The organism is Anaerobacillus alkalilacustris, from assembly GCF_001866005.1.
In the GTDB taxonomy this organism is placed as follows: Bacteria; Bacillota; Bacilli; order Bacillales; family Anaerobacillaceae; genus Anaerobacillus; species Anaerobacillus alkalilacustris.
The window spans coordinates 40138-54707 of sequence record NZ_MLQR01000024.1 but is presented as its reverse complement, the minus strand read 5'-3'; the positions used below and the strand labels follow the sequence as shown (position 1 = coordinate 54707).

Below are 14570 nucleotides of genomic sequence, written 5' to 3'. Positions count from 1 at the left end.
GATCTATATCCATCTTTCTTGCCACGTTGGCATAAGTTTCACCTTTTTGATTTACTTGATGTCTGATATAATCTATTTGTGCCACTGCTAACATCTCCTATTTTATCCTCCTGTCAAACGTTGTTGGTCCAACGAGGAGTTTAAAGTTATTTTGAGAGGTTGGCAAGTGGTTTTTTTTATCTGTATATGCCCCTTAGGGCCTACACAAATTAAATGCCATTACCTACATATTTAGTTTGCCATAAACACTTATACAATGTTCCTCTTGAAATATTAAACTTTTCTGCAACCTTTGCTTTTGAGTACCCTTGTTCTAACATTCGTTTAATTTCCACATACTTCAACCACTTTTCCACCTTTCAAAGCCCCCCGACAGTTAAATAATATAAAACTATCATACTGTTAGAGGATATTTTGGTAAATAAGTGTTCAAATTTATTTGTCGGAAACTGTCTATTTTAGTTTAGCAGTTACACATCTATATTTTTATCTCTAAAGGCATTTAATACCTAACAATCGTCCTCTTCACTTTATATGCAAAAAAAGAAGGGCATCATAATAAATTATGGTGACCTTCTTCTTTCATTTAAAAATCATAGTTAAGTTTTTATTATTCTCATTGTTAACTATTTTTTTCCTCTTATATTTCTTATAAATGTAGTAAGTTGTAATAAAAACTATAAAAATAAATGAAAGTAAGTAACTATTTACTTCACCCGTTAAAAAACCTAATGGTACAAGGGCAAGGATAAAAAAATATAAAAAGTTACCTATACTTGTAGCTATAATAAAATGAGTAAACTTAATGGAACTGACTCCTGAAATTAGGTTTACAATGCTGGTTGGAAAAAAAGGAAAAATTCTAGCAATAAACACATACATAAATCCCTTTTTTTCAATTTTCTCTTTAAATTCTTGATTTATTTTGTTTGTTACCATTTCTTTAAATAAATAACGTACACTCAAAAATACAATGGCTGAAGCAACAATACTACTAAACCAGCTCCAAATGACTCCATTTAGAAAACCCCAAAATGCAATATTAATAGTTAGAACAACAATGAGTGGAATAATGGTAAAGGTATTTTGTACTGTCATGATAAGAAAAGTAAGAAGTAACATAGATATTATACTATCATTGGCCATTTCTTGAATTTCACCAACATTACCAGCCCTAACGTTATTCAACAATTCTGTCTTTAATACTCCTAAAGACAATATAATTAACAAACACAAAAAGACAAGTAACTTCATCCAAGGTTTGATTACGATCACCTTCCTTCGAGATAATCTTCATTTTAACAAACCAATATGAATAAAGTGTGAATAATCTTAACTACATTTTTAAAATAAACTTCAAATTTCTTTTGGTACTCCACATTGGGCCTTACTCTCATCTCACAGTTATAGCCAGTAGGATTTCCCGTTTGTGAAAACCTGTAAAAAACCTTTAGGTCAGCTTATCTTTTCAAAAGGAACTTCATAACTGTTTACCAAAGGAAAACTAATATAAAAAGTCGTACCTTCGTTGACTTTACTTGTAACAGTCAATTTCCCTTTCATTATTTCAACAATTCTAAAAGTAACCATCATCCCAAGTCCAGTCCCTTCTCCACCTTTAGTAGTAAAGTAAGGCTCCCCTAACCGTGAAAGTTGCTCTTCAGTCATCCCTTGACCATTATCTGTTATCTCAATAGTAAGCCTATCACTTTCTTCAGTCGTTTGAATGATAAGTTTGCCATTACTTTTCATAGCTTCTATACAATTTTTTGTAATATTTAATAAGATCTGTTGAAGAAGTTGTGGATCTCCTTTGATAAAAAATGTACCAATTTTATGTTCTACCTCAATAGAATTCATGTTTGCCAAAGGCATTATGATATTAATGGCCCTTAGTAATTCTTCTTTAATATTCATTACATCAAAAGATTCAGGTATCGGTTTAGCAAAAGTTAAATAATTACGAATAATATCATTAGCCCTATCAATCTCAGCAATTGAGATTTTTAAATACTCTTTTCTTTTATCAGATGACAAATCTACTTGATCCATCATTTGCAGAAACCCCCTGACTACTGCCAGAGGATTTCGGACTTCATGTGAAATAGATGAGGCAAGATAACTGACAATTTCCATTTTCTCTGCTTTAACTAACTTATTATCTATTATTGTCTTTTCTAAAATTAGTTCATATAGGTAAACAACTAATAAAGTCGTACAAATCATAAAGGATAGATAATTAATAACGAATGTGGAGCTAACTGTAACCTGATATACTGACAGAATAAATAAAACAAATATACCAGAGAACAAGGAAAGACTCCCACTTAAAAGTAATTTCTTTTTCATGGATAGCACCTGATAAGTGTGTTTTACTAGGTAAACACTAATTAATATTGTCATACCTATAAACATAGCTGCATAAAAACCTTCTCCACCAAGGAAAAAATGATAAACAGTCGTAGCGACAAAAATAAGAATGTTTCCTAAAGTCCCACTATATAAGCCGACAAAAATAAGTATTATCCAACGTAGATCAAATTGAAACCCTTCGTAAATGTTTATTGGGAATAATAAACAACTAATTCCTCCTACGCATGCTGAAAACAGAAAAATTCTACGCTTTTTTAATGATGAAAGTTCTTTTGACAGCCTTTCAACAAAAAAAGGTACAAATAAAAGAAAACATAGTAAAAAAAGGACATTCAAAAGTAGTGGTTCAATTTCATTCACGTGAATACACCTCTTTAAGGTATTATTTTTTGATTCTTTTAACTTAACTTAAGGATCTACGAGAACTAAAAATAAACACTAACTTCTTAAATATAACCTCTCTGCTTAATATCTTACAAGAAAATGCGTACTTTTGGGTCAGCGACGTGAGAAATTCTTTTCTACTTCTGCTAGTATATTTGTATTATGTAGGATTCTCTACGCAATGAAGCACCAAGTCATTCCCGAAGGATTCAAAAAAAACATTAGAAAATCGCAAGCCCTTTGGTCACGAGTGGCTGCTCCTGTGCCACCCCGTTTGCTCGAGAGCAATTGTTTTCCGTGCGACGAGTAATCGCAGGAGCAAAGCCACTTCGAAGTAATCCAAGTAGTAGCTTCACTAGGTCGGCCTTTGACTAAACCCCGTTCCTTGGCTTCTTACGTGCCTCTGCGTCTTCTAGTACCGGCTTCGTAGTAAGCTTCCTCGAAGCAGCGTTTTGTGCGTCGAGTAATCGCAGAAGCAAAGCTGCATGAAGCTAATCAACGAAGGATTCCAAGAGGTAATTGAAGTCGGTTGCTTGACTGAAGTGACCGAGCTCGTAGGCTGCTTGCGCTAGACAGTTTTCAAGTTAGAAATTTATAAATTCTGATACTGTAAAAAAAAGAAAATCCATACTACTTAGTATTCCACTAGTAGGATGAATTTTCCTTTTATATACATTTTTTCATTTTAAAAATTTATCGACAATAATAATTAATCGCCCCCAAAAGAGTATACTCTCTTGAGAAGCGATTTTCTAATACTTCAACCAGTGACATACGCCACTAATTTTAATTTTTCTTTATCCCACTCTTAAGGGGCAGTTAAGTTAAACTAACAATCAGTAGAGGGATGAAGGCCCCCCACTGATTGAAGTTCAACTTTATTCTTTTGCGTCTTTTTTCCAGAACCCAAGCATGAGTGCCGTAACTGCTGCACCAATTAATATTGCTACAATATAAAGCAATGGATTTCCGTTTACAATTGGAATAACAAACAATCCGCCATGTGGAGCAGGTAAACCAATACCAAACATCATAGATAATGCACCCGCTACTGCTGAACCAACGATGATCGAAGGAATAACACGTCCAGGGTCAGCTGCTGCAAACGGAATAGCTCCTTCAGTAATAAATGAAGCACCCATAATGTAGTTTGTCTTTCCAGCATCTTGTTCCGCTTTAGTAAATTTCTTCTTAAAGAAAGTAGTTGCTAGAGCAATTCCAAGTGGTGGAACCATCCCACCAGCCATGATTGCTGCATGAGGAGCAAAGTTACCCGCATCAATCATAGCAATTCCAAATGTAAATGCCGCTTTGTTAATAGGACCACCCATATCAACTGCCATCATTCCACCTAAAAGTAAACCTAAGAAGACAAGGTTTCCTGTTCCCATTCCACCTAAGAACGATTCAATACTATCATTTAAAGCAACAACAGGCTCAATTACAATGTATAACATAACTGTACCGGTAATTAAAATACCAAATAAAGGATAAAGTAATACAGGCTTAATACCTTCTAAAGATTGCGGTAGACCATTAAATAAACGCTTTAATCCAAGGACTACATAACCAGCTAAGAAACCAGCGATTAATCCACCTAAAAATCCAGCACCACCTGAGGCAGCCATTAATCCACCAACCATACCAGGAGCAAAACCAGGACGTTGAGCAATACTCATTGCGATAAAACCAGCAAGTACTGGGATCATTAATCCGAATGCATTACCGCCCCCAATTGTCATTAATGCTTCGGCAACTGGATGATATGAAGGATGATTAGGATCAAAGGCTTCAATTCCAAAGATGAAAGAAATAGCAATGAGAATACCACCACCGACAACGAATGGAAGCATATTTGAAACACCACTCATTAGATGTTTATAAAAACCAGACTTACCTTTCGTTTCATTTTCAGTTTTATTACCATTCCCTGATGCACGATAAATTGGTGCATCTTGTTTCATAGCTTTTTCAAGTAATTCTTGTGGTTTACGAATTCCTTGTGCAACTGGTACTTGAATAACATGCTTTCCGTCAAAACGATCCATCTCAACATTCGTATCTGCTGCAACGATTATCGCAACTGCGTCTTTAATGTCAGATGCGGTTAGCGCATTACCAACACCTGTTGAACCATTTGTTTCTACTTTAATATCGTACCCTAGTTCTTTTGCTTTGTTTTTCAAAGAATCAGCTGCCATAAATGTGTGAGCAATACCAGTTGGACAAGCAGTTACTGCTAAAATTTTACCAGCGTTCGGCTTATTAACCATCTTCTCTTCCTCCTCATTTTCTGTTTCTTTCGCATTTATTGCTGAAATAACCTCATCTACTGTATTGGCACTTTCTAACTTTTTACGAAACTCATTATCCATTAAGAATGATGATAAGCGAGAAAGTGTTTGTAAATGAGCATTATTTGCTCCTTCACTTGCAGCAATCATGAAAAATAAATGGCTAGGTTGACCATCAAGAGCTTCATAGTCAATACCAGATTTTGAACGTCCAAAAGCAATGGCTGGAGTTTTAACTGCACTAGTTTTTGCATGTGGAATGGCAATACCTTCACCAATCCCCGTCGTACTTTGAGCTTCCCTAGCTAAAATGGCCTCTTTAAATTTTGCTTTATCTGCTAATCTCCCAGCACCATCAAGTTTTGCAACTAGCTCATCAATAACAGTTTCTTTAGAGCTAGCTTTAAGATTCAATTCTATCGTATCTTTTTTTAATAAATCAGTTATCTTCATAGTTTTACCCCCTTGTAAATTAAAGTTGTTCTATATTAATTTCTTTTAATAACGATTCAACAGTGCTTTTTTCACATAGATCATTTGAAAAAGCAGTTGCACTACCTGAAGCAATACCGTATCTGAATGCTTCAAGAAAATCACCTTTTTCCACATAAGCTGCTATAAATCCAGCAACTAGTGAGTCTCCTGCCCCTACTGAGTTTTTCAGTTCACCTTTTGGAACATTTGCAAAAACTGTCGTTTCACTATTAAGTAACAACGCACCGTCTCCACCTAGCGAAACGATAACGTTTTCAGGTCCAAAGTCTAACAGCTTTCTACCATACTCTACCGCTTCTTCAATAGATGAGATTTCTACATTAAAGAACTCTCCTAATTCATGTTGATTAGGTTTTACTAAAAATGGGTGATACGTTAATAGGTCTTTTAATGCATCTCCTGATGTATCAACGATTAAGCGAGTTTTGTTTTCCTTACATTGTTTTGCAAGAAGTTGATAATAGTCCGGCGATAATGTCGGTGGTAAGCTACCAGCCAAAACAAGATAATCTTGATCTGTCATAGACGATATTTTTGCGAATAATTCTTGCTCATTTTCCTTTGAAACCGCTGGACCTTGACCATTTATTTCTGTTTCTACTGAAGACTTCAATTTAACATTCACTCTCGTAGGTTCATTTACTTCAATAAAGTCTAAATGTACCCCCTCCTCTATTAGTGAATTTTCAATGAAGTGACCAGTAAAACCACCAATAAATCCTAATGCTGTAGTTTCTTGCCCTAACCTCTTTAATACGCGGGAAACGTTAATTCCTTTACCACCTGGATAAAACGCTGTGTGATCCGTTCTATTTAAAGAACCGATATTTACGTTTTCAATTTTCACAATATAATCTACAGATGGATTTAATGTACAAGTATAAATCATCATTTCACAACCTTTATCTTCGTTTGCTCCATAAATGGCGCTATTATTTCATCATCAATATCATTTGTTATAATAACCCCTTGTTTTAATTCGGCAATCTTAGAAAATGTAACTTCATTAAATTTTGTACTATCACTAAGAATAAAGCTTTCTTGTGAAAGATCTATAGCCATTTTCTTTACCATTGCTTCTTCAGGGTCGGGTGTTGTATAGCCCAAAGCAGTATGAATACCGTTCACTCCAATAAAACATTTATCGAAACGGTAAGTCATAATTCCTTCTAAAGCACCTCTACCAATTAATGCCTTTGTAATACCTTTTATATAACCACCTGTCAAGTAGGTATGAATTCCTTTATCTAGTAATGCTTCCAAGTGTGTTAATCCATTGGTTACTACTTTAATATCTTTTGCATTAATATGTTGGATCATTTGAAACGTAGTCGTTCCAGCATCTAAGAATATACAATCTCCTTTTTTTATAAGTGAGGCTGCGTATTTAGTAATTAGCTCTTTTTCGTTTAAGTTTTTTGTAGATTTTTCAATGACACTAAGTTCTACGCCTTTTTGCTTTAAAAGTGAAGCTCCACCATGAACTCGTTTTAACTTCCTTTCTTCCTCTAGTTGACTTAAATCTCTACGAATGGTTGATTCTGAAGAAGATGTAGCATCAACAAGTTCCTGAAGTTTCACTACTTCCTTTTCTAGCAAAAGATCTAATATTATTCGGTGTCTCTCAGGAGTTAGCACCTAATCTCACCACCTGTTATTATTGATCTTACATTTATAATAACGTAAGCCTTTTCATTTTTCAACCACTTTCTTTCAAAAACATTCAAAAATGATTATTTTTTTATGCTTACCTTTCAAAATCAACCAACGTTAGTTACAAGTATTTACCACAATTTACATAAAATTAGAACTTCAACTTAGATTACCCATATTCATAGTGTTTATCCCTCTTAAAAGAATTTTATCATTCATTACCCTTACCATTAAGATACTATATCAAGTTACGTTTTAATCGTTCGTAACTAAGTATAGATTTATGCAGCTCGGTTTTGGTCATTAAAGAAATTCACTCTTTTATTAAAATTTCAAAAAATTGAAGGAACAACATTTTTTTTGTAGAAATAAGTATATTAGTACCTATGTAGAAGTGGTGAGGAAATGGTGAAAATCTCTAATTTGATCGACTTTTTCGAAAAAAACAATACTAAATTTCTTGAAGAGTGGTATCATAATATCCGACTAGAATCAAACGATATATATAAAGATGAAATTAAAGAAATTGGGCTATTAATGTATCAACTAGTACAAAAGACATTGGCAAACTCTATTTCAAAAAATGAACTAAAAGAGTTTGCACACAAAGTAGCTAAAAAAAGAGTTGAATCAAATCAAAACATTGGTGATTTCGTTTATAACGTGAATTATGGAAGATCTCTAATTATTAACCAAGTATTTTCTGCAGAGGTCACTAGGAATGAATTACAATTAGCAATTGAAAGAATTAATGTAACCTTTGATCACTTTTGCTATTTCGTTGTAAGAAAGTATACGTTGTTAAAAGAACAACAAATTGAAGAAAAAAATTTATTAATTAATCAGTCTCATAAAGACAAGCTGAGTTTACTAGGTCAAATGTCTTCAAGTTTTGTCCATGAGTTTAGAAACCCGCTAACAGCAGTCATTGGCTTTGTTAAATTATTAAAAACTGATAATCCAACATTAAAATATATTGATATCATTGAACGTGAACTTGACCAGCTAAAATTTAGAATTACACAATTCCTACACACTTCAAAAAATGAAGGCGCCCAAGAAAAACGTAAAGAAATTTTAACTGTTCAACTTTTATTAGAAGATATCATAAAGTTTTTATACCCTAGTATTGTCGATATAGATGTGAATGTATCGACTAACTACGCGAAAGATGCATTTATTATTGCTAATGAAAATGAAATTAAGCAGGTATTCCTTAATATTTTAATGAATTCGATTGACGCTATTAATAAGAAGGAAAAACCAAGAGAAATTACTGTTGAAACTATTCTCGACAAACAAAATGTGCTTATTAATATCACTAATAACGGTCCTTTAATTCCAGATGATACAAGAGAAGTAATATTTGAGCCTTTTTATACGACTAAAGAGTTAGGCACAGGAATAGGGTTATTTGTCTGTAGAAAAATTATCGAGAAACATAACGGAATTATTTCATGTATTTCAAATGAAGAAAAAACAACTTTTAGTATCCAATTACCTGTTTTAAGAAAAGAAACACCCCCACTTGACTAAGTAGTCAACGGGAGTGTTTTTTAGTTTATTATTACTAAGTTTTTAATAAAAGCTTAACTTCACTAGTGATGTATTAATAACCGTATATTCCGGTCTTATTATTTCTGTTTCCCCATGATTTTTTATTCCTCAACAACTTCCGGTAATCTGACTTCGTTAATTTGTTCTGGAAGCATATCAAAGTAATAATCAATATACCTTTCATGAGTTAATTCCGCTAATAAAGTTTCAGTAACATCTTCATATGGTGCGGTTTGTAATTCTTCTAATTGAATAATGTGATACCCATACTCCGCCTTTACTGGCGTACTATATGTATCTATCTCTAAATTTAATAACCATCACTAAACTCTGGAACTAAATTGATTATTTCTACATTTTCATAGCGACCTTCATTTTCTATACTTTCCGTGTCATCAGAGTATTGATTTACCAAATCTACCATTTCAATACCCGCAAGTAGTTGTTCATATACTTCATTTGCTAACTTGAAAGCTTCTTCATCAGAGCGAACTCCATTTCTAATGTTTCAAAGATCATAAAACATATTAAATACTAACACGATCCCATGGTTTATCCATCGATAATTTTTCGGCTAATTGTTTACTTTTAATTCTTCTGTCTTTCCGAATTTTCGCTCGATCTTCTGCTGTTTTATGCAAGTATATTTCCTCTTCGGTTTCAGGAATTACTTTAGGAACTTGGACAGGCGTTTTCGATTTATTTAATGCTACGAATGTTAAAAAAGCTGTAGCAGCAACACGGCGCTCTCCAGTATTTAAATTTTCAGCAATAACCTTTACAAACACTTCCATGGACGAATGCCCCGCCCATGTGACAAATGCTTCTAAACAAACCGAATCAGTAGTCAAAATAGGATGAAGAAAGTCAACCGAATCAGTTGAGGCTGTAACCACTTCACTTCGGCAATGTCTTCTTACTGCAACAGATGCAACTGCATCAATTTTTTTCATAAGAATTCCACCAAAGAGTGTGTTATGGTTATTTGTATCAAACGGTAATACCAAATCAGTTTGAACTACTCTAGATTCTCTAATATATTTTTCTTCCATTGCACCCTCATCCTTTATTTATAAATTTTGAACATTAAAAAATCAAACGTAATTTCTTAATAATCTAACATATTTCCTTGATAAATGTCTAGTTATCAAATTATAGCGTTTTCATTATATATAGAAATAAAAGCTGAACTTCAATCAGTGGTGGGTGTCTTACTGCCCTTTAAAAGTGGGATAAAATAATTTCTTTTCATATTTTTTTACAAATTTACATGATTAACAAATGTATTAATCGCATTTTTTTATACTACTTTTTATATAATTTAATATAGATTTATTCATTTTTTACCTTATCAAGGTCAATGACAATCAAATAGTATAAAAAAAGGAGGATTAGAGTTATTTAAAAATATTTCTCGTTGTCCTTCAAATTGGAGAGTGATGAAACATGAGTGTACCAAAAAAGGCTCAAACAATCGAAGAAAAACAATATCTTGTGCGATTTAAAGCAGACATAAATTCTCATTTACATGTTTTAGATCATGACACTTGTTTGACAAAATGCCCTGATAAAATATGTACAATTTTTTGTCCTGCAGAAGTTTACAAGTGGGAAGAAATTCGTATGCATGTAGGTTATGAAGGTTGTCACGAGTGTGGTAGTTGTCGTATTGGTTGTCCTTATGAAAATATTAAGTGGGAATATCCAAAAGGTGGACACGGTATTGTCTTCCGTCTTGCGTAAAAATATTTCTCTAATATTGAGTTAAACCTGTTTTTGTTCCACCGAAAAGAAAGCGGTACCAACACTATTATTTATCCCCCTCAAGTGAGGGGGACTTTTATTATGATTATTTATCTAGACCTATGTCTCTTTTCATATTACGCCTTTTGGACTTTCTAAATAACAACCTACTTAATCCGTTTTTTAGATCTTCAAATAAAAGATATACAGACGGAATGAGGAGTAATGTAATAAACGTTGCAAATAATAATCCCGAAATAATAACGATCGCTAAAGGAGATTGATAGTTACTCGCTGTACCAGACGCAATTGCTAGCGGAAGCATACCACCAACTGTTGTCAATGTTGTCATAAAAATTGGACGGAGGCGATTTTTCCCGGCTTCAACGAGAGCTTCATTTGGATGATACCCCTGAACACGAAGCTGATTCGTTCGATCAATGAAAAGAATTGCATTGTTCAATACAATACCAATTAAAAACACCATCCCCATTCCCGACAAGATACTTAATTGAGATTGGGTAAGTAGTAACCCGAATAAAGCTCCAGTTACTGTCAATGGAATGATTGACATCACAATGACAGGGTGTATAAAGCTATTAAACTGAACAGTCATAACGACATAAACGAGAAAAATCGCAATCCCTACTATGATAAGCATATCTTGCTGGGCTTCTTTTTGCTCTTGCAAACGCCCAGCTGTTGTAATCGAATAGCCAACAGGAGCTTCATAGTTTTTTAGTACCTCTTCAATTTCACGATTAATTGAACCTAAATCTCTTCCTTCAATATCTGCAAATACTGTTACCATTCTTTCTCCATCTTTTCGTGTCACTTCCGTCGGCACTTCAAATTCTACTAGTCGTAAATAAGTAGATAAATTTTTATTTCCATTAATTGTAGCAATCTTTTGCTTTAATAAATCTTCTTTATTTTTGATATTTACATTTGTTGTTACAAAAATTGGTGATAGTAAATCCTCCCGTTTAAGTTCACCAGCCGGTATCCGAATAGACCAATCTTTCATTTGTGAAAATAGTTGTGTAGCAGTTACACTATCTTTCTTCATATTTTCATATTTGAATTCAATTAGCTCTTCAGCCATGTTTTTGTTTGATGACGATGTAATACCTACCAAACCCTCAACTGATGCAAGTTTCAACTCTAACTCATTTGCTATTTGATCTAGTCTCTCAAACTCTTCACCTTTAATTTCAATATTAACTGGGAAACTTAAGCCAGAAAAATCGGCAGTACCTACATTTTGAACAGGGTAGTCTTTTTGTAGTTCACGTAATCCTCTATTTATTTCTTCGTTAACTTCAGTTTGATGTAGGGTTGCAGTCTCTTCTGGTGTCATGTTAATTAGAACAAAAAATGCATCAACATTATCCATGATTAAATTATTTTCTACATCATCGATCTCATTTAATGTCTTATTGATTTCAATGGCAATTTCTTCCCTATCAGCTGGCGTTAGTCCACTTTCAAGCTGAACCATAATTTCAGCATATCGATTTAAAACATCAGGCATAACTGACATTGGAATTTTAGTGATTAATAATAAAGAGCTTATAAAAACTGCCAAGAATATAACGATAATACTGTATCGATTTCGCTTTTTTCTAGTTACCCAAGAAATTAACCTTCCGTAATTTAATACAATTCGACCTTCCTGGCGCCCATGCTTTTTATTCTTTAATTTCAAGAAATTTTCACTTAAAGTTGGAATAAGTGTAAATGCTACAATAACTGAACTCACTAAAGTAATGACTACGATGATCGATAAAACAATCATAAATTGACCGATTTCACCACCGAGAAGTCCAATCGGTACAAAAACAACGATAGTCGTTAACATTGATGCAATTACTGCTGTTGCAACTTCCTTAACTCCAGCTAAAACTGCATCTAGTTTTTTATAACCTTCCTCTTTTTTTCTATAAATCGATTCTAAAATAACAATCGAAGAATCGACCATCATTCCAATTCCAAGTCCTAATCCAATAAGAGTTAATATATTAAAGCTATAATCAAATAACCACATACCTGTGAACGTTAATAAAATCGATAACGGGATAGATAAACCAATAATAAAAGTTGCACGAAGGTTTCTTAAAAACAATATAAGAACAAGTAAAGCAATAATTCCACCTAACATAACATTTGTACTTACACCTTCAATGGTATCTGTTACATAATCAGCTTGAGCAACCAACTCTTCAAAAACAAAATCATTAACTAGCCCTTCCTCATCTATCTTTTCTAACTCTTGTCGGACACTAGCTGCCATTTCTACCTGTGTAACATCCGATGCCCTACCTATTTGAACAAAAATAAATTCTCTTGTACCATTATTCCATCCGACTGAAGTCGTTGTATTATTTTCCTCGTAGACTTTTGCTACTTCACTTAGTTGTTTTATTCCAGCAACAGTAGGAATTTCAATTGACTTAACATTATCAATAGTTGACAAATTTGTCGTCCACCTCACTGTTGGCTTTCCACTTTCTCCTTCTAACGTAACAATTGATGTATCATTATTTGCCTGATGAATTATTTGGACAACTTGTTGGGGAGAAAGTTGTAAATCTTGAAGTTGATTTAAATCTAATTCTACAAGAACTTCCTTATTTTCTATTCCCTCTAAACTAACTTCTCGAACCTCTGGCAATGCCTCAATACGCGGCTTCACTACTTGCTTTGCAAATTCAGTCATTTTATCCATTGGACCGTCTTTAATCGTCATATAAAACTCATAAGGCTGCTCAGTAGAAAATTGGTAAGTAGATATAAAATTAACCCCAGAAAGTTGATTCTCCAAACCGATCATTGAAGTTTCTATTTCTTTAAATACTTCTTCACCTAACCCCTCTTCTGCTTGGACTGTTATTAGACTAACACCAATGGTAGAAGTACTCTGAATATGTTTAATTCCACTTATATCGTTAAGTACTCGTTCTATTGGCTTAGTAACTTCCTGCTCTACATCTAACGTTGACATTTGCCCTGCATTTACATAGACTTGTGCACCATCAAATGATATGGTTGGAAACAATTCTCGGTCAAGTTTACCAGCCCCATACACACCAATGATTAAAATAAATACAACCATTAAACCTACAATTTTTTTTCTAGACATAAGTAAACGTAATAAACTCATAAGTTCTCCTCCTCTATATCACAAACAATTTTAATTATACACAAAAAGGAAAAAATTGGGTTAAAAATAATTATTTTTTAACAAAATCAATTATTTTTAGGATGGTAATATTCAATCTGTCGCAAGTACTTTCCTAACTATATACCAAGAAGAGATGCAAAAAGTACACGACCAATGTAAGTCGTGTACTCTCTATTTAACTTATATTATGCTGTAGTTTCTACATTGTTTGTTTTCTTAATTAGCTTACCGAATACCAATTGCTTTAAATATGGTAATACCCAACGGTCTCCACCAAATTTTCCAGCATTAGCACCTGCTGCTAAAATAAACATTGAAATTAAGATCATCCACGGATTTGTTGATACTGTTCCCGCAAACATGAAACTGAAGTTCATCACAACTCCGAAAAATGCTGCTGCTGTTGTTAGTACTCCTAAAATTAATCCTAATCCTACTAAGAACTCTCCCCATGCAACCATAAAGCTAAAAAGATCAGCATTAGGAATAGCTACATTTTCTAAAAACGCCACATATTTAGGATACACTATACTTTCTCCACTCATTACCGGATTATTGACTGAACCATTTAAATATCCAGCAGCATTGAAAGGTTCGCCTGTGATTTTACCCCAACCTGCAGTTAACCACTTCCAACCTAAATATATTCTTAACACCGTTAATATTCCAGATGCATATACGTTATTTCTTAATAAATTCATAAACATAAGTCCTTCACTCCTTATTTCATAATAAATTTTGTGTTAGTTAGTGATTACTAACTTACTTTAAGTATAATACATTATTTTGTGAATAGTTGAGCAAAGTTTGACGGATTTGTTACTTTTCTTTGGATAAACTGTGACAATAGTGATAACCTCACAAATAGAAAAAACCTTCCCTTCTTA

General features: G+C 33.4%; 12 protein-coding genes. 2 read left to right on the top strand and 10 right to left on the bottom strand.

Annotation, left to right across the window (positions count from 1 at the left end):
* Positions 1-209 precede the first annotated feature (209 nt).
* The 6 genes from BKP37_RS19265 to BKP37_RS09310 all read right to left on the bottom strand — a co-directional run bounded on the left by BKP37_RS19265 (position 210) and on the right by BKP37_RS09310 (position 7184).
* Positions 210-356 (bottom strand): helix-turn-helix domain-containing protein, encoded by a 147-nt coding sequence (locus BKP37_RS19265; protein ID WP_084034631.1) that lies wholly within the window; start codon positions 354-356, stop codon positions 210-212.
* A 226-nt stretch (positions 357-582) separates the two neighbouring features.
* Positions 583-1191, bottom strand: a complete 609-nt coding sequence (locus tag BKP37_RS09330; RefSeq protein ID WP_169823118.1) for a TVP38/TMEM64 family protein — start codon at positions 1189-1191, stop codon at positions 583-585.
* Positions 1192-1455: 264 nt separating this feature from the next.
* Positions 1456-2733 (bottom strand): sensor histidine kinase, encoded by a 1278-nt coding sequence (locus BKP37_RS09325; RefSeq protein WP_071309342.1) that lies wholly within the window; start codon positions 2731-2733, stop codon positions 1456-1458.
* A gap of 902 nt (positions 2734-3635) precedes the next feature.
* Positions 3636-5504: a PTS fructose transporter subunit IIABC gene (locus BKP37_RS09320; protein ID WP_071309341.1), complete on the bottom strand. Its 1869-nt coding sequence runs from the start codon at positions 5502-5504 to the stop codon at positions 3636-3638.
* Between the two features lie 19 nt (positions 5505-5523).
* Positions 5524-6435 carry a 1-phosphofructokinase gene (pfkB, locus tag BKP37_RS09315; protein ID WP_071309340.1) on the bottom strand — a complete coding sequence of 304 codons (912 nt, stop codon included), beginning with the start codon at positions 6433-6435 and terminating at the stop codon, positions 5524-5526.
* Positions 6435-7184 carry a DeoR/GlpR family DNA-binding transcription regulator gene (locus BKP37_RS09310; protein WP_071309339.1) on the bottom strand — a complete coding sequence of 250 codons (750 nt, stop codon included), beginning with the start codon at positions 7182-7184 and terminating at the stop codon, positions 6435-6437. The genes pfkB and BKP37_RS09310 overlap by 1 nt, the downstream gene beginning before the upstream one ends.
* 420 nt (positions 7185-7604) lie before the next feature.
* Here BKP37_RS09310 and BKP37_RS09305 point away from each other — a divergent pair, with 420 nt between their 5' ends.
* Positions 7605-8735, top strand: a complete 1131-nt coding sequence (locus BKP37_RS09305; protein ID WP_071309338.1) for a histidine kinase N-terminal domain-containing protein — start codon at positions 7605-7607, stop codon at positions 8733-8735.
* 331 nt (positions 8736-9066) lie between these two features.
* On the opposite strand, the gene BKP37_RS19260 is transcribed toward BKP37_RS09305, so the two are convergent.
* The gene (locus BKP37_RS19260) at positions 9067-9261 is read right to left on the bottom strand and encodes a peptidylprolyl isomerase (RefSeq protein ID WP_084034630.1); all 195 of its coding nucleotides are present in this window, start codon (positions 9259-9261) and stop codon (positions 9067-9069) included.
* A 22-nt stretch (positions 9262-9283) separates the two neighbouring features.
* Positions 9284-9808, bottom strand: coding sequence for an acyl-CoA thioesterase (locus BKP37_RS09300; protein WP_071309337.1), 525 nt, complete (start codon positions 9806-9808; stop codon positions 9284-9286).
* A gap of 394 nt (positions 9809-10202) precedes the next feature.
* On the opposite strand from BKP37_RS09300, the gene BKP37_RS09295 reads away from it, so the two are divergent.
* A complete protein-coding gene (locus BKP37_RS09295) occupies positions 10203-10499 on the top strand; it encodes a ferredoxin family protein (RefSeq protein ID WP_071309336.1) in 297 nt (98 codons plus the stop codon).
* A gap of 106 nt (positions 10500-10605) precedes the next feature.
* Here the strand turns inward: BKP37_RS09295 and BKP37_RS09290 are convergent, their stop codons facing one another.
* Complete coding sequence (locus tag BKP37_RS09290; RefSeq protein ID WP_071309335.1) at positions 10606-13662, bottom strand: efflux RND transporter permease subunit; 3057 nt, start codon at positions 13660-13662, stop codon at positions 10606-10608.
* Between the two features lie 206 nt (positions 13663-13868).
* Positions 13869-14390 (bottom strand): DoxX family protein, encoded by a 522-nt coding sequence (locus tag BKP37_RS09285; RefSeq protein ID WP_071309334.1) that lies wholly within the window; start codon positions 14388-14390, stop codon positions 13869-13871.
* Between the last annotated feature and the right edge of the window lie 180 nt (positions 14391-14570).